Genomic DNA, 17557 nt, shown 5'->3' with positions numbered 1-17557 from the left:
CTGGAAAACTTGCTGCCGTAGTGCTGAAAACACAGTGCTGAAACTACAACGCCGAAATCTGTGCAGCAGCAGTTTGTGTGCGGATTATTATTCTTATCGCATTGTTATGATTGCTTGCTGATGAATACGGTTGTTGCCGGGACGCCCGCGAAGTTCTGATACAACCGACGCCGCGCCATGTTCACGATAACGCGCTGAACCTGACGGACGGTGAGTTCGAGAAGGCGCGCAGCTTCACGCTGCAGTAGAGTGTGGTCGTGAACGCGCTGAATGATGCCGAGCCGAAGTACGCGCGAGAGCAGCCTGAACGGTCAAAGCGCATGACGCGTAAACAACAGAGTGTGATGACGCTGCCGTGCAGCTGAAAGTGGGCAATAGTCAGATCATGACAGGCAACGCTACGTGAATTCTGCATAACCCGCAGGGGTTCTGTGCGCCAGTTTTCACGTAGCGCGCCCGGTGATTAACGGGCTTCAGGTCCAGAGGGGACGAAGGTGAGGTCCCGGTTCGTAACCGGGTACGCGGCGGGATGTCTCATTTAACATAATATACATTATGCGCACTTTTGCAGGTAGACTTTGATATGGCCGTTTAGCCCGTCTTTTTCGCATACCAAGCCATTACTGTCTCTTTACGCCCTGGCTTTAAGTTTGCCTGATGACCTACATCTCATTCATTTCGTCATCAGGCCACAATCGAAAAAACTGCTTTGTCGTTTTGCGACTTTCCTCTTTACTCAGTGAGATTAAATGATGATGAACTTTTGCGACGCATGTTCATGGTTCGAAATGCGCATCAGCATCTCTGCTCTGTCGAGATTCACTTAGCATAGAGAAAGCGTGTTTATGGAAGATGCACAGAGTCCCGGCATGTCGCATCTTAATTTTTTTATAAGGCTGCATGGGCTGCATGATTACCTGCAAACCAAACTGACGCTGCCAAATGAAAGTTAGTGCACCAGGTTGCCAAATTTTCCACAGAATTTTCACATTCGAGCTTTAACAGATTTCCCGGCATCTCTAAATCGTTGACTGATGAAGTCTTAACAGTGTGGGAAACCAGTTCATTAGTGGCGGTGTTTCCCAAAGCTTTGGCCAAGCTGGCGTAACCTTCTGCCTTGGAATAATCTTTTGATTTGAGCATACTCGTCCTGAAATTGATTGCTTTGCATTCGATGGCTGGCTGGCATCATATAAATTTATCTTAAGTATAACTACCAAATACAAACATCAATCTACTTCCCAGATGAATCTGAATCAATGCTGGTCAACATTTCTACGAGATTGCCTGGATATACCGTTTCGGTTGTGGCATTAAGTGCACTAATCGACCACCAGTGATAGCTGGCAATAACCGACTTTTCGTTTTCACTCCAACCCAGGGTATCAATCTCGTCTCCCGAGACATTAATGATAAAAAAACGCTCATGTGCCTGAACGCGTTCGCCCGAGGGCAGCGTCATGACAAAGCATCGCTCTCTTCGGGACGGGCCAGGATCGTTCCGGCGAATACCGGTTTCTTCATAAAGTTCTCTGAGCGCCGCCTGCTCGAAGGATTCGCCCTCCTCTACGCCGCCGCCCGGCGTTGCCCAGTAAGCATGGCCTGCGAGTGCATCCTGTGTATGCACAAAACGAAACAACAACAGGTTATGCGAAGCATTGAGGATCAGTAGTCGGGCCGAGCGGCGCGTACGCATGCCTTCTTCCTTCTGTTTTAGCTTGGCGCAGTCCTTCAACTGGCCCGTAAAAAATCCTGCCAGCGGCGCGTCAGGTAGTTATGTTCATCCATGACGGCGTTCCAGACGGCAATATGGCTCATGCGCGCGTCGTAGCTACCACCGTCGCGCACTTCACCCTGGGGGATCAGCGGTGCGCCCCAGGCATCCAGTAGCACCTCTCTCGCAGGCTGGCCGCCGTACCAGAAATCCCACTCTGCAGCTGACAGATGCGCCCGGCTGCGTTCCGCGTTGGAAATATAGTAACCCTGCCGCGCCATCACTGCGCCAGGCCAGCCGGACTGCCACCAGTTTAAATAGTCGTAGGCCGCGTCTTTGATTCTGCCGGTCGCGCAGCGCGAAAGCGACATGCCGCCGTACCAGGCGCGGTAGCCTTCACGCGGACGTGCCATTTTATAGCCACGTTGATGAAAGTGATGACGGAAATAGATGGGCGCCCACAGGCTCTGCACTTCCACCTGCTGATTGGCAATGAGGTCGCAGGCTTCATCCTGGGAGGCCCAGAATGCCGCAAAATGCCCGTTACGATTGAGGCGCGCCAGTTGCTGCGTCAGCAGGTCGATCTCTTCGAGCGTAAGATTGCCCGTGTTGGCAAAGCGCGCCAGACCTGCGCCCTGCATGGCAAGCGCCGCATCGATGCCGCCCATTGCCGCATCTTCCTGTAAGGCAACCTGGCCCGTTAGTGAAGGATGCAACAGCCATCCCCAGCTTTCCTCCTGCTGCTGTAACGCGGCCGGGAGCCTGTCGGCGTGATAGGCAAAGCTGTCAACGTTGTGCGTCAGCGGCAACATGCTGATGTGATCGCTGGCATGGCTGCCCAGATGCCTGTCGCGCTGCACATAAAGCCGTTCAGAGGGCACGCTGCCGTCAGCGAGCGGCAGATCCGGACGCAGCCTGCCGGTTTTAGCCAGCGGGGTGATCTCGTCCCAGTATTTAAGTCGTTTAATCTCCAGCGGCTGAATGGCCTGCGCGGGCCAGACAAAATCAATATTGTGAAACCACTGATCGTAAAGGTCATAGCTCTCAGGCTGCATGACGGCAATGCGCTGCGCATCTTCCACACTGTGCAGCAAATATTCAATGCGAATGCCCAGATCTTTCTCGGCGCTGACGCGTAGCATTTCGAGCAACGTGACGGAGGTCCCGAGCACGCGTAAAGTGAGTTGATCGTTGACCTTCGCTGCAGAATTCATCGTTTTACCTGTCCTTTAACGCCTGCTGGAAGCGGTTAAATCCCTGTTTCAGCCGCTCTGCGTCGAGTCCGCGCAGAATAAAAACCAGTTTGGAAGTGTCTAAATCCCCCGGCCAGTCGTTCATATGTACGGGCGGATGCAAGGTATGCTGAACGCCGTGAATCACCACCGGCGCACTGGTGCCGCTAAAACGCAGAATGCCCTTCATTCTCAAGACCGATTGCCCATGGCTATGTAACAGCATTGACAGCCAGATAGCAAACGCGGGCCAGTTCAGTTCGTCTTCCAGAGTGATCACGCAGGTCTGGGTTAGAGGGTGATGATGCGTTTTTTGTCCGGGAGTCAGATTGTAGCGGGCATCGCCCACGGCACCAAGCCAGCGAAACCGCTGTGCGTGTGTTCCTTTGACGAGGCGAAGCGCGAATAACTGCCCGGGTTCGGCCAGCGCATGTTGCGTATCGTCTAGCTCCGCCAGAGGATTTAAACCGCCAAGCCATGTCTGAAGTGCGAGCAAACCGTCGTGATCGATCCGATCGCATTTGCTGAGCAGCAGTTTGTCAGCCGCGCTCACCTGGGCTAACCATTCGGGCTGATGGGCCGACTGTAAACGGGCGTGCTCTGCATCGACCAGCGTCACCAGCGTGCCCTGACTGAAATGGTGTTTAAGCTGCGGATCGTGCAGCAAGGTTGACAGAATGGGCGCAGGATCGGCCAGCCCGGTGGTTTCGAGTATCACCTGACTAAACGGTGGCAGCTCGCCGCGCGTACGGCGTTCGTAGAGGTCCAGTAGCGCCGTTTTCAGTTCACCGCGAATCTGGCAGCATACGCATCCGCTGGGTAACAGCACCGTATCCGGTGCCACTTCATTTAACAGATGGTGATCAATCCCGACTTCACCAAACTCATTCACCAGCAGCGCAACATCGTTAAGATTCTGGTGCGTCAGCCAGCCCTTCAGCAACGTGGTTTTACCACTGCCGAGAAAGCCGCTCAGGATATGCAGCGGCAGTTTTTCATTTCGCATCGCGGACTCTCCGTTACTCGCCATCAAAGCGCCGCCAGCCAGGTCTCATCCAGCGGATCGAGAGTGCGTCGGGTCATCTTCTCGGCTTCTTTCCACAGCAGGTCCAGCGAGCTCACCATGACCTGCTGCCCCGTAGGACTGGACAGCACCCAACTGGTGTGAAACTCGGTTAAGCTCAGTCGCCAGGGCTTAAGCGCCCGGTTAAGCAGCGCCAGCTGCTGCAGGCGTAGCTGACGCTGGGGCAGATTGTTTTCCAGCGCATCGCTCCACTGCGGCCCATTATCCAGTAATCCGCACATTCCACACATCACGTGCTCCTTAGGGCATTACATCGCCAGAATTCGGCCCCAGCGTCTGACCGACAAACAAGTTGCCGCCCGGCTCACTGGCCAACAGCAGCGCAACCGGTGCCACCTCGTCTGCCCGGCCGAAACGCCCCAGCGGTAGCTCAGCGGCCTTGGCGGTTTTCCACGCCTGATTGATGCCATCGATCAGCGGGGTTTCAATGGGCCCCGGCGCGATCGCGTTCACCAGCACGTTATCGGCAGAGACTTCCAGCGCCAGCGACTTGGTAAAACCAATCACACCCGCTTTGGCGGCGGCATAATGGCTCAGTTCGGCGCCGCCCTTTATTCCCAGTTGCGAGGCGATATTGATCACCCTTCCCCAGCGCTGCGCCAGCATGGAAGGCAGCGCACGTTGGGTGGCGAGAAAGACGCTGCGTAAATCCACCGCCATCATCTGCTCCCACATGGTCAGCGTGATATCCGTGCAGCGGGCCTGCGTGAGCATACCGGCATTGTTAACCAGAATATCAATCCCATCGAACCGTTCCAGGCAGGCATCCACGCCCGCCGTGGCCCCGTCGACCTCCCCGACATCCGCTACCACACCAAAACAGGGCACACCTAAGGCGCGACAGCGTGTCACCATGGCCTCCAGGTGCTCGCTGTTCCGATCGGTCAGTATCAGGTGTGCGCCCTCGCGGGCGAACAGCGTAGCGATGGCGGCCCCGATTCCGCTGGCCGCCCCGCTGACAACGCAGCGTTTGCTTGCTAACTGCATACTCTCTCCTTAATCAGGCCAGCGGACGGTCAGCCCGCCGTCGACAATCAGGCTTTGCCCGGTGAGATAACTGCTTTCTTCGCTGGTGAGAAACGCGATTGTTTTTGCCACCTCGTCCGCCCGGCCGACTCGCCCAAGGGGAATCGCGTGCGCCGCTTTCGCCAGCCCTTCCGGGCCAAGCGAGTTGTGTTTATCCAGCGACTGCGGCGTTTCAATCAGGCCGGGGATAATGGCGTTACAGCGGACGCCGCGCGGTGCCAGTTCCACCGCCAGCGACCGGCAAATGCCCGGTACGGCGGCTTTCGCCGCCGCGTAATGAGCATGGTCCTGCCAGCCATAAACCCCGCCTGCAATCGATGACACGGCAACCAGGCTGGCCCCGGAATGCAGATGCGCGGCGGCAGCGCGGAACAGCCGCATCACGCCCGTCAGATCGACATTAAGCATCTCATCCCAGCGCGCATCGCTCATCTCATCAATGCCTGCGCGGCGCAGAATGCCGGCGTTGGCCACCACGTAGTCAAGCCGACCAAAGTGCTGAACGCCTTGGGCGATAAATGCATCGACGGAGGCGGTGGAGCCAACGTTGAGCGGCAGCCAGAGTGCCTCTCCCCCCGCGGCTTCAACCTGTGCTGACGCCAGCGCCGGATCGTGCGGATCCTGCGGGTAATAACCCGCAGTCACCCGCACGCCACGCTGCGCATACAGCGTGGCCAGCGCCAGACCAATGCCGCTGGCGGCACCGCTGATAGCGGCGACCGGCGTTCCGTTTTCATTCTGCATATGCTGTCCTTAAGCCTGAGGCTGGGTCGAGGTGGCGCTGACCTGGGTATCCAGTTGCGCCGCCGGTCGTGCAAACAGAATAATGATGCCGGAGACAAAACAGGGTACGGCACCGAACCAGAGAGCGGCTTCCTGCCAGTGGCCGCCCTGACTCAGCACCGAGGTAGTACCAATACCGGCTACGATGGCACCGACCGGTCCCATCGCCATGATGAGGGCACCCGCCGTCGCGCGGATTGCGGTAGGAAAGCTTTCACTGATAAAAAACAGGGCAGCGGCATAGGGTCCGATCAGGAAGAACAGACCGACGCTGTACAGCGCAACGATGATGGCAAAGTTGTCCGGACAGAACAGCATGGCGGCAAAGGCAATACCGCCCAGCATCCAGCCTCCGGCAATGGTGTTGCGGCGGCCAATCCGATCGCCGAGCCAGCCGTGCGCCAGGTAACCGCAGTAACCCACCAGATTCGACAGAATCAGGATCAGCAGCGAGTTATTGAACGACACATCGTGGGTTTTGGTGATGACCGTCGTGCCCAGCACGCTAAAGATCTGGATTGCGAACCAGTTCAGCAGAATGGCAATGCCGAGCACTAAGGTCGAACGCAGGGCGGTGCCACGAAACGCCGAAGCAAAACCCGATTTAGGCTGATCTTCATACGGCACCAGATAGTCGGCAGCCACCTGACGGGCATCCTTGTCTTTGCCCTGCTCGCGCAGCGTTTTGATTTTTTTCTGCACTTCAAACTGTGGCGTTTCTTTGAGTCTGAGCGCCAGCAGCGCAATGACCAGCGAGGGGAACGCGGCGAAGATAAAGCTCCCCTGCCAGCCAATGATCGGCAGCAGAATCGCGGTCAGGGTTGATGCGACCAGCGCACCCACCGGCCATCCGCCCTGCACCAGGCTGTAAACGAAGCCCTTGCGCTTGTTGAGTTTAGGATCGTCGAGTGCGGTATAAAGCTCAGATAAATAGGTGGCGTTTACCGTCTGCTCTGCATAGCCCAGGCCAGCGACGGAGCGAATAGCGGTTAACGCGCCCTTGCCCCACAGGCCGCCGATTGCGGTCAGCAGCGAGCACAGCGCCGCGCCGCCCACCGTAATCACGATGCCCATGCGACGCCCCAGCCGGTCGACCAGTGGCCCAATGGCCAGGGCGATGACCGCCCCGCCGAAAGCGACCCAGGTGGCAATCTCCGACTGCTCAACTTCACTCCAGCCAAAATGGCCGCCGATTTCAGGCAGTAACGTGCCGAAAAGAATGAAGTCGTAAACGGCAAAAATCCAGGCGAAGAAGGCAATCCATGTGGCGAATTTCACATCCCTGATGGTTAACTGCTGTGGCTGCCAGCCGTTAACGGATTTTTTTTTGTAGATGCTCATGTCGTGATCGCTCTGCAAGATAAAGGAAAGAAACTTAACGCGGTTTGCGCGCTAAGAAGTCATCTGCGATTTCGTCGAAGGTGACAAATCGCACACCCTGGTGGCTCTGGATGTACTTGATCAGACGTTCCAGCATCAGCAGCACCTGCGGACGACCTGAAACGTCGGGATGGATGGTCATGGTAAACACGGCGTAGTCATTTTCGCGGTAGACCCAGTCGAACTGGTCGCGCCAGATCTCTTCCAGATGACGGGGGTTCACAAAGCCGTGGCTGTTTGGCGATTTTTTGATAAACATCATTGGCGGCAGGTCATCGAGATACCAGTTAGCGGGGATCTCGACCAAATCAGTCTCTTCACCACGCGTCAGCGGCTTCATCCAGCTGTCGGGATGCTGGCTGTAATCAATTTTGGTCCAGCTGTCGCCGACGCGAACGTAGTAAGGATGAAAGTCGTTGTGCATCAGACTGTGATCGTATTTGATGCCCTTTTTCAGCAGCAGCTCGTTGGTCACGTTGCTGAATTCCCACCAGGGCGCCACATAGCCTGTCGGACGTTTTCCGGACAGCTGGGTGACCAGCTCAATGCTGCGGTCCAGTACGGCTTCTTCCTGCGCGGGTGTCATGGCGATGGGGTTTTCATGGCTGTAACCGTGAACGCCAATTTCATGCCCTGCGTCCACCACCGCTTTCATCTGCTCAGGAAAGGTTTCAATGGAGTGACCGGGGATAAACCAGGTTGTACGCAACTGGTGTTCCGCAAACATTTTCAGCAGGCGCGGTGCACCCACCTCCCCGGCAAACAGTCCGCGTGAGATATCATCCGGCGAGTCTTCCCCGCCGTAAGAACCCAGCCAGCCCGCAACCGCATCCACATCAACACCAAATGCACACAAAATTTCTTTAGCCATGAGTCTTTCCTCTAAGGAGTTAAGCGCAGACGGAATGGTCTGCCGTAAACGTGCCTGCGACCGTGCTGGCAGCGTGAAGAAGCCGGCGATCCTCGCCAGCAGGAAGGGAAAAAAGCAGGCTGGTATACAGCCCGTTTGCGTCTTTGCCGGTCGGCAAAGCGATTCCCGGCATATCCAGCAGACTGCCTGGCATGGTTAACCGCAGCGTGGCAAGATTGGTCTGGACAAACAGATCGTCGTCTTGCATCAAGGGGGCAAGTTCCGGTGCGGTGTGGGCAACGGTAGGCGTAATCAGCACTGCCCCGTCCAGTTCTGCCGCCAGTGCCTGTTGCCACGACTTGCGTTGTGCCAGAAACGTTTCAAGCACCGCAGGATCCTGATGGCTGGCGGCAAGCAGGCGTTCCCGTACGCGCGCATCCATCAATGCCGCGTCAGGCGAGGCTAACAGTTCGCGATGCAGCAGCCAGGCCTCACGTCCACCCGGCCAGCCTTTATCGGCAATCCAGGCCAGTGCCTGGTTAAAGGCCTGAAGTGGCGCGTGATCAATTCTGAACCCGGCGGCCGTCAACTGGGCTATTCGGCGAAAAGCGTTCTCACGCACGGCGGGCTGGCACGCGGCCAGTAAGGCCTCGTCGACACGAAAGTGCGGCGCAGGAAAGCGCATTTTTTGCGCGCCGCACAGAATGTCATCCAGGGCAATAGCATCACGTACGCTTCGGCATAGCGGCCCCACCGTGTCCAGCGAGTGCGCCAGAGGATAGACGCCCGTTGTCACATAGCGCTGGCGACTGGCGCGATAGCCAATCGTGCCGCTGAATGCGGCAGGAATCCGTATTGAGCCGCCGGTGTCGGTGCCAAAGGCGATACAGGCGAGACCTTCCGCAATTGCTCGTCCCGCGCCGCTGGACGATCCTCCGGGTGCAAAAAGCTGCGACGTGGTGCCCCGGATGGCCGGCGTACCAAAACTGGGATTGAGTCCAAGGCCGGAAAACGCGAATTCACTCAGGTTGGTTTTACCCAGCGTCACCAGTCCTGCTGCCGAACACTGTGCCACCAGCGCGGCATCCTGTGGTGCGACAGGGACATTGCTTCGCGTGGCCGACCCGGCGGAGGTCTGGCTTGACTGAATATCGAACAGATCTTTCCAGGCCACCGGAATACCATCCAGTGGGCTCAGCGGGCGGCACGCTTGCCAGCGCAGCGTTGAGGCTTCGGCTTCTTCGCGGGCACGGGCGGCGGTCATTGAGATGAAAACGGAAGGCGCGTTTTCAGCCGCTTTTAGACAGGCTGTGGTAAAGGCCAGCGGCGACAGGCGCTGTTGTGCGTAGAGCGCACTGATTCCCAGCGCATCAATCTGACCAGCCATGAATAACTGACGAACATTTTCGGCCTGCACAGCATCACCTTTAAATGTATATTACGTTTCAATGTACATTTGAAGATAGCAATAACGGTGCCATAAAAAGCACTGTTAAGTTGCATAATTGTGATCATGTCGATCCTTATAATTAAATTTGATGATTTATCAAGGGGTTATTTGCCGCATTTTCGATAATTTCGTCACGTCACAGATGAAATTGCACGCAGACATTAAATGTATTAATTTAAAAGTGATCCATTATTGGGCAAGGTGCACTACATCAGTGCTGTTGATAGCCTGCACCGGGAGTGCTGTCAGATATGCTAATGTGGCTGGCAGGACGGAGAGCAGAAGATGAAACAATGCAAAACAAGGTGACGGGAACGGACATGGACGATGCAGGCTCTGCGCGTTACGAAAGTATTCGCCAGGTTTTACTGAAGGTTTTTCAGCAGAATAGCGTGCCTGCGGGGCTGGTGCTGCTGGAAGGTCCGCTGGCGCAGCTGTTTGGCACCAGTCGTGTTCCCGTCCGGCGGGCGTTAAGCATGCTGCATGATGAAGGCTGGATTGCCCGTTTTGAAGGTCGGGGATTTATCGTTGCGCGCGATAATGAGGACGTTGAGCCGGTTCGCATTGCGCTGACGCGCGAGCTGTTCGGCCTTGAACAGCGCGACGAGCTGGTTGATACGCGCAGCACGGGTGAAAAAGTGCTGGAAAACCTGCAGGGGATCCTGTCTACCGCGATGGTATTCGGCTGCTACCAGGTGGATGAAACGGGCGCGGCGAAGCACTATAACACCAGCCGCGCGGTGATACGCGAGAGCCTGATGCGCCTGCGCGACAAGGGGCTGGTAGAAAAAGAGCCCTATTCTCAGTGGCTGACAGGCCCCTTAACCGCGCGCGAACTGGCTGACCATTTTGAAATCAGGGCGCATCTGGAGCCGGCCGCATTACGAAAAGCCGGCGAACGGTTAAGTGTTGCCTGGCTTAACGCGCGGCTGGATAACGTGCAAACCTGCCGGGGCAGACAGCTTAATGCCGCGGAACTCGAAATGCTGGAAGAAGATCTGCACATTCGCAGCCTGGAGCCTGCGGGCAATAAGCTGATGATGCAAATTTTACGGCAAAATCAATCGCCGTTTATCGTCACCCGAATCTTTTACGAGCGGCTCAGCATTCCTGTCGACAGCGCAATGCTGGATGAACACAGCCTGGTCTATGAATTTTTACTGAAAAGGAACTGGGAACTGGCGGCCGCCTGTATGCGCGATCACCTTGAGCGGGCGCAGGTCAGAACATTACAGCGCCTGAAAGTCTTATCCGTGTTACCGGTGCCTGAATTGCCGGTCTTTATGGAGCGCCAGTAAGCCCTTCCAGCGAAAAAATCCAAAACCAAACGCGCCGCATTAATCAGGTTCAATCATAAATTATCAGACGAAAATCGCGTGACTGATGAACATGCGGCCATCCTGCCACAGGATCGTTTTACTGCAAGCCCCGCCGCGAGCCTCTCGCATTGACAGATCGGCTTTTTGCCGCTGAACGCCACGAGTGTTAAGAAGACGTAAAGTAATTGCTGGCGTATAATCCATCTTGCTCTTCTAAGACACGCACAAATAAGACACGCACAAATAAGACACGCACAAAGCTGAAGCATGCTGAGACGGATCTCACGCCATTTTCCTGATGTCGGAAACGCCCTGTCAGTATCGCCAGATAATAAACAGCTTGTCCCCCCCACCGACAATGAGCGAGCGAATTATTGTGAATAAATTAACGGCATTGAAAAAAGGATATGCAAAAGTTTTCTTATGGCTTTTGCTCACGCTGTTTTTAACCCCTGCGATTACATTGGTTTTTGCTCACTACGGCAGTCACGAACTCGATCAGGAATATACCCAGATTTTTATCGATAATGCGCGTGCGCAGAATCAAAGTCTGGGTAAATTAATGCAGTTTCTGCAAGCGAATCCGCCTTCCAGCGTCTGCGGACCGGTCGCCGACAATTTGATTGACTATAAAAATGCCGTCTGTGGACCGGGTTCCGAACTGTCGCAATTTTATCTCATCGGCAAAGTCGCTCTATGGACGATGGTTTTCAGCGGCGTCATTCTGCTGATGATCCTTCTGTTCAGTGCGCTGGCATTTAAAAGCCGACGGGGGCAGTTACTCAGCCTCCGCCTGGCGCGTCCCTTTTTAATGCTGGCGTGCTCGCTGCAGGTACTGGTACAGGGCGCCATGTTGGTGTGGCTTTCTTTCTGGGGCACCGCCTTTTTCACGCAAAAATACTATCCAAAGCTGGTGATCCTGGTCGCGCTGCTGGTGTTGGCTGCGATGTATTACATGATCAAAGGCATCTTTAAAAAGCTGCCGCCGGAGGAGAGCATTGAAGGCGACGTGGTCAGCCGCGAAGCGGCCCCGGCACTCTGGGCGCGTGTTGACGCGCTGGCGGCCAGCGTGGGCACCATCCCGCCGGATCACATCATCGCCGGTATCGATACCAACTTCTTCGTGACAGAAGCACCGCTGAGCGTGAACGACCAGCCACTGCAAGGCCGAAAACTGTATGTCAGCATTCCCCTGCTGCGTCAGCTGAGTACCGCGCAGGCTGATAGCGTGATGGTGCATGAACTGACACACCTGCACGAAGGCGATACGGCATCGGGTGCCTTGCTGGGTCCAAAGCTCCATCGGTTCGATATGTATACGCAGTTAATGAGCGAGAATCTGTCCACGCTTATTGTCTTTTATCCGCTCTATCTTTATCGCCTGTTCTTCGAACTCGCGTGGCAGCGTAACAGCCGTGAACGCGAATTTATCGCCGACCGGAACGCCGCCGCACGCGTCTCCTCTGCGGCGATTATTGAATCGTTAATCAAAATCTCAGCCTATGCCAGCTATCGTTACGAAGTTGAGCGTAAGCTTTTTGCAAATAAAACGCTGTATGAAAATGCACCCGGGATCAGTCAGGCCATCGCCGTTGGCCTGCCGCAACACGTGAGTTCCGCAGACTTTGTCAGCACGATGCGTGAACAGAATATCCCCCATCCCTTTGATTCTCATCCCCCCCTGTCTGAAAGAATGCGCAACGTTAACTATGCCGTGGAAGAGGCGGATTACGCCGTCATCGCCGCGACATCACCGGCGGACAGCTGGGTCGATGTAATTCCGGTCGCCGATCAGATTGAGCACCGGCTCTGGCAAAAATATGAGCGAGAATTCACCTCGCAACATGAAGAGAGCCTGGCCTGGCGTTACCAACCGACGGGTGAAGAAGAGACCGCGCTGGTCTTAAAGTATTTTCCGGATGTGCCTTTCACGCTCAAAGATGGTTCGCAGATGATCATTACCTGGCAAGGCATCGTGCAGCCGCATTCAGCCGGTTTGCTTGAGTGGGATAACGTCAAAAATATTAACGTGCTGCGTCAGTTCGGCAGAGACAGTGTGTATGTGCAGCATGTTCAGCCCAATGCACAGGGCAAAAAGCGCAGCAAAATCCGCCTGCCCGGTCTGAAAAAAGAGATTGAACACGTTAAATACACGCTCAACTATTACTGGCATCGCCACCAGACTGTGCGGGCGCTGAAAGAACAGGTGCAGCCGGAAACCCCGCAAGGCACGGCCTGACCTCTGCCGTCGCGGGCGCGCCTGCGACGGTTTTTATTTTTTACACACCACGACTGCCGGACAGGCTCACGTCCGGCGTTTTAGCGGCCCGTTGCCGCCGTTGCTTCAACCTCCAGCAGCACGCCGTAGTGGAGTTCCGGCACCGGCACGATAGCTCTGGCAGGTTTCCACTCGCCGAGCCATTGTGCATACAGCCTGTTGAATTCTGCCCACAGCCCGACATCCACCAGATAAACCCTCACCATCACCAGATGATGCTTATTGAGGCCTTCCTGCTGCAGGCAGGCCTCCAGATTGGCCAACACCTGCGACGTCTGCTCAGCAAAGGAGGCCGTGCTACGCATTTCTCCGGCTGGCGTGACTGGCAACAGGCCGGAGATAAACATCAATCCCGAGGTCAGCGCATAGTGCGAATAGTGGCCCGGATGCGGTGTATCCTGTATATCGCGCGCGTGTATTAATGGTTGCATCTTCACCTCTTTACATCATGCCCGGCTTTTTCAGCGTTGTGCCGTCGCGGAAACGGGAATAGCGGAACGCGGTGGGATCGACAATCGGCGCATCCCCGGTGACCAGGTCCGCCGTGAGACGTCCCGCACCGGGGCCAATACCAAATCCATGGCCGCTGTAGCCGCAAGACAGGATCAGCCCCGGAAGCTGCGGTACGGCAGAAATGACCGGAATGTCGTCCGGCATGCAGTCAATCACGCCGCCCCAGGCCTGAGTCACCCGCAGCCCGGCCAGCGCCGGAAACTCCCTGCCTATCGCCGCCAGCCCCTTTTCAACGATGCCGTCTGAAACCTGAGGATCCAGCACCCGAAGTTTCTCGAAGGGTGAAAGGCTATCCATAGACCAGCTTGCCCGGGATTCAGGGCCATGCAAAAACGATGAGAGCCGGATTTTGGTTTCCAGATTTAACCGGCGGGCTTTGTATAAGGGGAAAAACTCTCGGGCATAGCGTAAGCCCTGGAACCCCGGCTCCAGCCGTCCGGTTCCAGACAGCGCAATGGTATAACCGCCGTCCTGGCGTGGACGACAGGCAAAGGCATCCGTATAGAAAGGCAGAGTGAGTGGCTGCTCTGCAGGATGGGTACGAAACGCACTGCCAATGACGTTACCGGCGGGCAGATCGATGCCGTGGCGGCGGCAAAACAGCGATGTCCAGGCTCCCGTGGCGCATACGACCCGGGCGGTTTTGATCAGGCCGCGTTCGGTTATCACCCCACTGACCTGTCCTGCCGAGATATCCAGCCCGCGAACCGCACAGCGCTGAAACAGAAACGCGCCCTTTTTCACCGCGGCTTCCATCAGCCCTGGCGCGGCTAAAGCCGGGTCGGCATAACCGTCGTCAGGGGAATGTACGCCGCCATGCCAGTTTGTGGTACTGCCCGGCGTCATCGTTTTGGCCTCGGCGGCACTCAGCATTCGACTGCGAATGCCGTACTGCTTTGCCATCTTGCCCCAGTTATCCCAGTTGCGAATATCCTTCTCCGTTCGCGTGGCATAGACCAGCCCGCTGGCGCGAAACCCTACGTCCATCCCGATCTCGTCGCTCAGCGCATGCCAGCGTTGCAGGGCGTGCAGAATGAGCGGAATTTCCCGCTCGTCGCGGTTAAGCTGACGGCACCAGCCCCAGTTACGGCTGGACTGCTCTGCGCCGACAAGGCCCTTTTCGATCACGGCAACCCGATAGCCTTTTTTGGTCAGCTCCCAACAGGTCGCTGCACCTGCAATCCCGGCACCGATAATCACCACATCCACCGAATCGGGGAAATGTGTACTGTCCTGAACAAGCCTGAGCGGTGCGGGCATCGTCTGTGATCTCCAGTAAAGGTGTTAAAAATCGATTAAGACACTCTTGTAGCGCTGACATGACTCAAAGGCCTGGCGCCCAAGATCTTTGCCAAAACCGGACCCCTGAAAGCCGCCGGTTGGAATGATAAAGTCCCAGGTTCGACGATAGCGGTTGATCCAGACCGTACCGCTGTCCAGGGCTTTCATCAGCCGCATCGCACGTGGCATGTTGAGCGTATGCACGCCTGCACATAAGCCAAAAACGCGATGCTGTGCGAGCGCCAGGGCTTCTTCTTCATCGCTAAACGTCTGGATGGTCAGCACCGGTCCGAAGATCTCCTCCTGAATCGCGACGTTATCCTGATTCACATTGGCTAACAGCGTCGGTTGCCAGAACCAGCCCTGCGCGGTGTTTTCGTAACGCTGGCCGCCGGCCAGAATGCTGGCCCCCTGCGCCACGGACCGCGCGATAATCGTCGCGACTTTTTCCCCCTGACGTTGATCGATCAGCGGACAGTAACGCGTGGCGGCCTGCCAGGTCATACCGGGCAGCGGTGTTTTGCACAGGGCGATAAGCTTTTCGATGACCCGTTCCGCGATACCTTTCTGAATGATCAGACGCGTCCCTGAAACACAGGCCTGACCGGCGTTGACGGTGAAGCCCAGAAACAGGCGCTTGGCGATTTCATCCGCATCGCCTGCATCGTCAAAAACCAGCTGCGGGCTTTTTCCGCCCAGTTCCAGCGTCACGGGCTTGGTACCCTGTAACGCGGCCTGGCTCATGATCGCCGCCCCGGTCGCGGTTGAACCGGTAAAGGACACCTTTCTGACCAGAGGATGGGTCACCAGTGCATTGCCGGTGACCTGTCCGCCGCCCTGAACGACGTTGAGCACGCCGGGCGGAATACCGGCCTGCACGGCCAGCTCAGCCAGCCGCGCGGTGGAGAATGGCGTCAGCTCAGAGGGCTTGAGCACCACCGCGTTTCCCGCAGCCAGCGCCGGGCCGCACTTCCACGACGCCATCGACAGCGGGAAATTCCACGGAGTGATCGCGCCGATCACGCCATAAGGTTCCGGCACCAGCATTCCCAGGCTACTGTTCTGGGTTGGAAACACATCTCCGCTGTACTTGTCTGCGCATTCTGCATAAAAACGCAGAGCAGCAGCGGTGAAAGGCACTTCAATATTGATCGTGTCCGTTATCGGACGCGTGGAGCCCACCGCCTCAAGCTGCGCCAGATAATCTTTGTCGGCATCGATCAAATCCGCCCAGCGGGAAATGGCCGCGCCACGTTCGCGTGGCGAGCAGCTTGACCAGCCGCTGCGAATGCGCGCGTCTTCCGCGAGGCTGACCGCCTCGCCGACCGTCTCTGCGCCCGCTTCGTTGATGTCGGCATAATGCTGGCCATCCGAGGGACGTTTAATTCCCATTGTTTTGCCGGATGCCGAAACAAACTGGCCGTTGATAAAATGCCCGGTCGAAAGACGGACCTTATCGGGATCAAAATCTGACATGATGTCCTCTCACAATGAATGGAAAAAACGCTACCAGCCAACGATGCGTTGCCAGACCTCATGTTCGCCGTTTCGGGTGTCGATCACCTGATAGTGCGTATGCATCGCGGCGGTCGCGCAGGCGTGGTTGGGCAGAATGCGCAGCAGGGTACCCAGTGGAAAATCTCCGGTGGAATACGCACTGTCGCGCGGCAACGCAATAATTCCGTGCTCCTGATTGGTGGTTGTCAGCAGCAATCCCAACGGACAACCCGCATCGTCGCACACCAGCCCGTAGCCATAATCGGTATCCTGTGAGGCGGTGCCGCGATCGCGTGACATGGCCATCCAGCCGGCATCAACAAAAACCCAGCCCTTGTCGTGGTTGTGGCCGATCACCGTTGTCACCACCGAAAGCGCAATGTCGTCCTGGGTGCAGACGCCCAGATTGTGCATAAACAGATCGAAGGTGGAAAACACCCCGGCCCTCACCTCGGTTACGCCCGTGAGGTCCGTAGCCGCATGCGCCGTGGGCGTGGAGCCAACGCTGACGACCGGGCACGGGATCCCTGCGGCACGGATATGCTGGGCAGCGGTAATGGCAGCCTGGCACTCTTGCTGCGCCGCCCGCTGAATGTCTTGCGGCGTGCGGCAATGGTAGGACTCGCCCGCGTGGGTCATTACCCCTTCCACCACCATCCCGTGCTGATGCAGATGACCGGCAATCTCGGCCAACGTCCCGTCGTCAGGTCGAATGCCGCCGCGATGGCCATCGCAGTCGATCTCAATGAAAACGGAAAACGTCACCTGATGCTGTAAAGCGTAATCGCTGATGGCCTGTGCCTGCGCCATGCTGTCCAGCAACACATGCACCTGTTTGCCGCTGCACCGCAGGGCGGCAATACGCGGCAATTTAGCGGGCGCAATCCCCACGGCGTAAAGCACATTGCTGAAGCCAGCGGCGACAAAGGCTTCGGCCTCTGCCAGGGTAGAAACGGTGGCAGGTGAAGAGGATGCTTTGAGCAGATAAGGCGCAGACTGGAGAGTGCGAAGCGTTTTCAGATGCGGGCGAATCTGACAGCGTTGCCCTTCGATTCGCTGATACAAGCGGTTGATATTGCGTTCAAACTTAACTTTATCTAACAGCAGATAAGGCGTGGTTATGGTTAAGTGATTGAGCATCGTCGAATTC

General features: G+C 56.5%; 17 protein-coding genes. 2 read left to right on the top strand and 15 right to left on the bottom strand.

Features of this window, described 5'->3' with window-relative positions:
- Positions 1–181: 181 nt before the first annotated feature.
- From AAIE03_RS07925 to AAIE03_RS07875, 11 genes are all read right to left on the bottom strand, one after another.
- Positions 182–415 (bottom strand): hypothetical protein, encoded by a 234-nt coding sequence (locus AAIE03_RS07925; RefSeq protein WP_029570026.1) that lies wholly within the window; start codon positions 413–415, stop codon positions 182–184.
- A 473-nt stretch (positions 416–888) separates the two neighbouring features.
- On the bottom strand, positions 889–1143 hold the full coding sequence (locus tag AAIE03_RS07920; protein ID WP_155270041.1) for a hypothetical protein: 255 nt from the start codon (positions 1141–1143) through the stop codon (positions 889–891).
- Positions 1144–1234: 91 nt separating this feature from the next.
- Entirely contained in the window at positions 1235–1696 is a 462-nt protein-coding gene (locus AAIE03_RS07915) for an NUDIX hydrolase (RefSeq protein ID WP_028715153.1), read from the bottom strand.
- A 35-nt stretch (positions 1697–1731) separates the two neighbouring features.
- The gene (locus AAIE03_RS07910) at positions 1732–2928 is read right to left on the bottom strand and encodes an ABC transporter substrate-binding protein (protein ID WP_013025806.1); all 1197 of its coding nucleotides are present in this window, start codon (positions 2926–2928) and stop codon (positions 1732–1734) included.
- Between the two features lie 4 nt (positions 2929–2932).
- Complete coding sequence (locus AAIE03_RS07905; RefSeq protein ID WP_498562924.1) at positions 2933–3952, bottom strand: CobW family GTP-binding protein; 1020 nt, start codon at positions 3950–3952, stop codon at positions 2933–2935.
- A 23-nt stretch (positions 3953–3975) separates the two neighbouring features.
- On the bottom strand, positions 3976–4260 hold the full coding sequence (locus AAIE03_RS07900) for a hypothetical protein (protein ID WP_014605818.1): 285 nt from the start codon (positions 4258–4260) through the stop codon (positions 3976–3978).
- Between the two features lie 10 nt (positions 4261–4270).
- Complete coding sequence (locus AAIE03_RS07895; RefSeq protein WP_078828682.1) at positions 4271–5017, bottom strand: SDR family NAD(P)-dependent oxidoreductase; 747 nt, start codon at positions 5015–5017, stop codon at positions 4271–4273.
- 9 nt (positions 5018–5026) lie between these two features.
- The gene (locus AAIE03_RS07890) at positions 5027–5800 is read right to left on the bottom strand and encodes an SDR family NAD(P)-dependent oxidoreductase (protein WP_498562923.1); all 774 of its coding nucleotides are present in this window, start codon (positions 5798–5800) and stop codon (positions 5027–5029) included.
- A 9-nt stretch (positions 5801–5809) separates the two neighbouring features.
- Positions 5810–7180, bottom strand: coding sequence for an MFS transporter (locus AAIE03_RS07885; RefSeq protein ID WP_498562922.1), 1371 nt, complete (start codon positions 7178–7180; stop codon positions 5810–5812).
- 34 nt (positions 7181–7214) lie between these two features.
- Positions 7215–8090, bottom strand: a complete 876-nt coding sequence (locus AAIE03_RS07880; RefSeq protein ID WP_013025811.1) for a polysaccharide deacetylase family protein — start codon at positions 8088–8090, stop codon at positions 7215–7217.
- A 19-nt stretch (positions 8091–8109) separates the two neighbouring features.
- Entirely contained in the window at positions 8110–9486 is a 1377-nt protein-coding gene (locus AAIE03_RS07875) for an amidase family protein (RefSeq protein ID WP_498562921.1), read from the bottom strand.
- 284 nt (positions 9487–9770) lie between these two features.
- Between AAIE03_RS07875 and AAIE03_RS07870 the strand changes: the two genes are divergently transcribed.
- Both AAIE03_RS07870 and AAIE03_RS07865 read left to right on the top strand, forming a co-directional pair.
- Entirely contained in the window at positions 9771–10817 is a 1047-nt protein-coding gene (locus AAIE03_RS07870) for a GntR family transcriptional regulator (protein ID WP_014593745.1), read from the top strand.
- Positions 10818–11196: 379 nt separating this feature from the next.
- Entirely contained in the window at positions 11197–13077 is a 1881-nt protein-coding gene (locus tag AAIE03_RS07865; protein WP_029568787.1) for a M48 family metallopeptidase, read from the top strand.
- Between the two features lie 80 nt (positions 13078–13157).
- On the opposite strand, the gene AAIE03_RS07860 is transcribed toward AAIE03_RS07865, so the two are convergent.
- The 4 genes from AAIE03_RS07860 to AAIE03_RS07845 are packed head-to-tail and all read right to left on the bottom strand — an operon-like array spanning position 13158 to position 17547.
- Positions 13158–13547, bottom strand: coding sequence for a RidA family protein (locus AAIE03_RS07860; RefSeq protein ID WP_015700278.1), 390 nt, complete (start codon positions 13545–13547; stop codon positions 13158–13160).
- Between the two features lie 10 nt (positions 13548–13557).
- Positions 13558–14889, bottom strand: a complete 1332-nt coding sequence (locus AAIE03_RS07855; protein ID WP_014605810.1) for an NAD(P)/FAD-dependent oxidoreductase — start codon at positions 14887–14889, stop codon at positions 13558–13560.
- 24 nt (positions 14890–14913) lie between these two features.
- Complete coding sequence (locus AAIE03_RS07850; RefSeq protein ID WP_015700276.1) at positions 14914–16386, bottom strand: aldehyde dehydrogenase family protein; 1473 nt, start codon at positions 16384–16386, stop codon at positions 14914–14916.
- 30 nt (positions 16387–16416) lie between these two features.
- The gene (locus AAIE03_RS07845; protein ID WP_015700275.1) at positions 16417–17547 is read right to left on the bottom strand and encodes a DSD1 family PLP-dependent enzyme; all 1131 of its coding nucleotides are present in this window, start codon (positions 17545–17547) and stop codon (positions 16417–16419) included.
- Positions 17548–17557: the final 10 nt, after the last annotated feature.

Source organism: Pantoea sp. Ae19-2 (genome assembly GCF_059801205.1).
The sequence above is the reverse complement of the archived record's forward strand: the minus strand, read 5'-3'. Positions and strand labels throughout refer to the sequence as shown.

What these genes read in the sequence shown, in the direction of transcription:
- AAIE03_RS07870 (WP_014593745.1), top strand. Translation starts at nt 9,771, where the DNA reads ATGCTAATGTGGCTGGCAGGACGGAGAGCAGAAGATGAAACAATGCAA.
- AAIE03_RS07915 (WP_028715153.1), bottom strand. Translation starts at nt 1,696, where the DNA reads ATGCGTACGCGCCGCTCGGCCCGACTACTGATCCTCAATGCTTCGCAT.
- AAIE03_RS07885 (WP_498562922.1), bottom strand. Translation starts at nt 7,180, where the DNA reads ATGAGCATCTACAAAAAAAAATCCGTTAACGGCTGGCAGCCACAGCAG.
- AAIE03_RS07905 (WP_498562924.1), bottom strand. Translation starts at nt 3,952, where the DNA reads ATGCGAAATGAAAAACTGCCGCTGCATATCCTGAGCGGCTTTCTCGGC.
- AAIE03_RS07855 (WP_014605810.1), bottom strand. Translation starts at nt 14,889, where the DNA reads ATGCCCGCACCGCTCAGGCTTGTTCAGGACAGTACACATTTCCCCGAT.
- AAIE03_RS07895 (WP_078828682.1), bottom strand. Translation starts at nt 5,017, where the DNA reads ATGCAGTTAGCAAGCAAACGCTGCGTTGTCAGCGGGGCGGCCAGCGGA.
- AAIE03_RS07850 (WP_015700276.1), bottom strand. Translation starts at nt 16,386, where the DNA reads ATGTCAGATTTTGATCCCGATAAGGTCCGTCTTTCGACCGGGCATTTT.
- AAIE03_RS07900 (WP_014605818.1), bottom strand. Translation starts at nt 4,260, where the DNA reads ATGTGTGGAATGTGCGGATTACTGGATAATGGGCCGCAGTGGAGCGAT.
- AAIE03_RS07880 (WP_013025811.1), bottom strand. Translation starts at nt 8,090, where the DNA reads ATGGCTAAAGAAATTTTGTGTGCATTTGGTGTTGATGTGGATGCGGTT.
- AAIE03_RS07925 (WP_029570026.1), bottom strand. Translation starts at nt 415, where the DNA reads ATGCAGAATTCACGTAGCGTTGCCTGTCATGATCTGACTATTGCCCAC.
- AAIE03_RS07860 (WP_015700278.1), bottom strand. Translation starts at nt 13,547, where the DNA reads ATGCAACCATTAATACACGCGCGCGATATACAGGATACACCGCATCCG.
- AAIE03_RS07865 (WP_029568787.1), top strand. Translation starts at nt 11,197, where the DNA reads ATGAGCGAGCGAATTATTGTGAATAAATTAACGGCATTGAAAAAAGGA.
- AAIE03_RS07910 (WP_013025806.1), bottom strand. Translation starts at nt 2,928, where the DNA reads ATGAATTCTGCAGCGAAGGTCAACGATCAACTCACTTTACGCGTGCTC.
- AAIE03_RS07920 (WP_155270041.1), bottom strand. Translation starts at nt 1,143, where the DNA reads ATGCTCAAATCAAAAGATTATTCCAAGGCAGAAGGTTACGCCAGCTTG.
- AAIE03_RS07890 (WP_498562923.1), bottom strand. Translation starts at nt 5,800, where the DNA reads ATGCAGAATGAAAACGGAACGCCGGTCGCCGCTATCAGCGGTGCCGCC.
- AAIE03_RS07845 (WP_015700275.1), bottom strand. Translation starts at nt 17,547, where the DNA reads ATGCTCAATCACTTAACCATAACCACGCCTTATCTGCTGTTAGATAAA.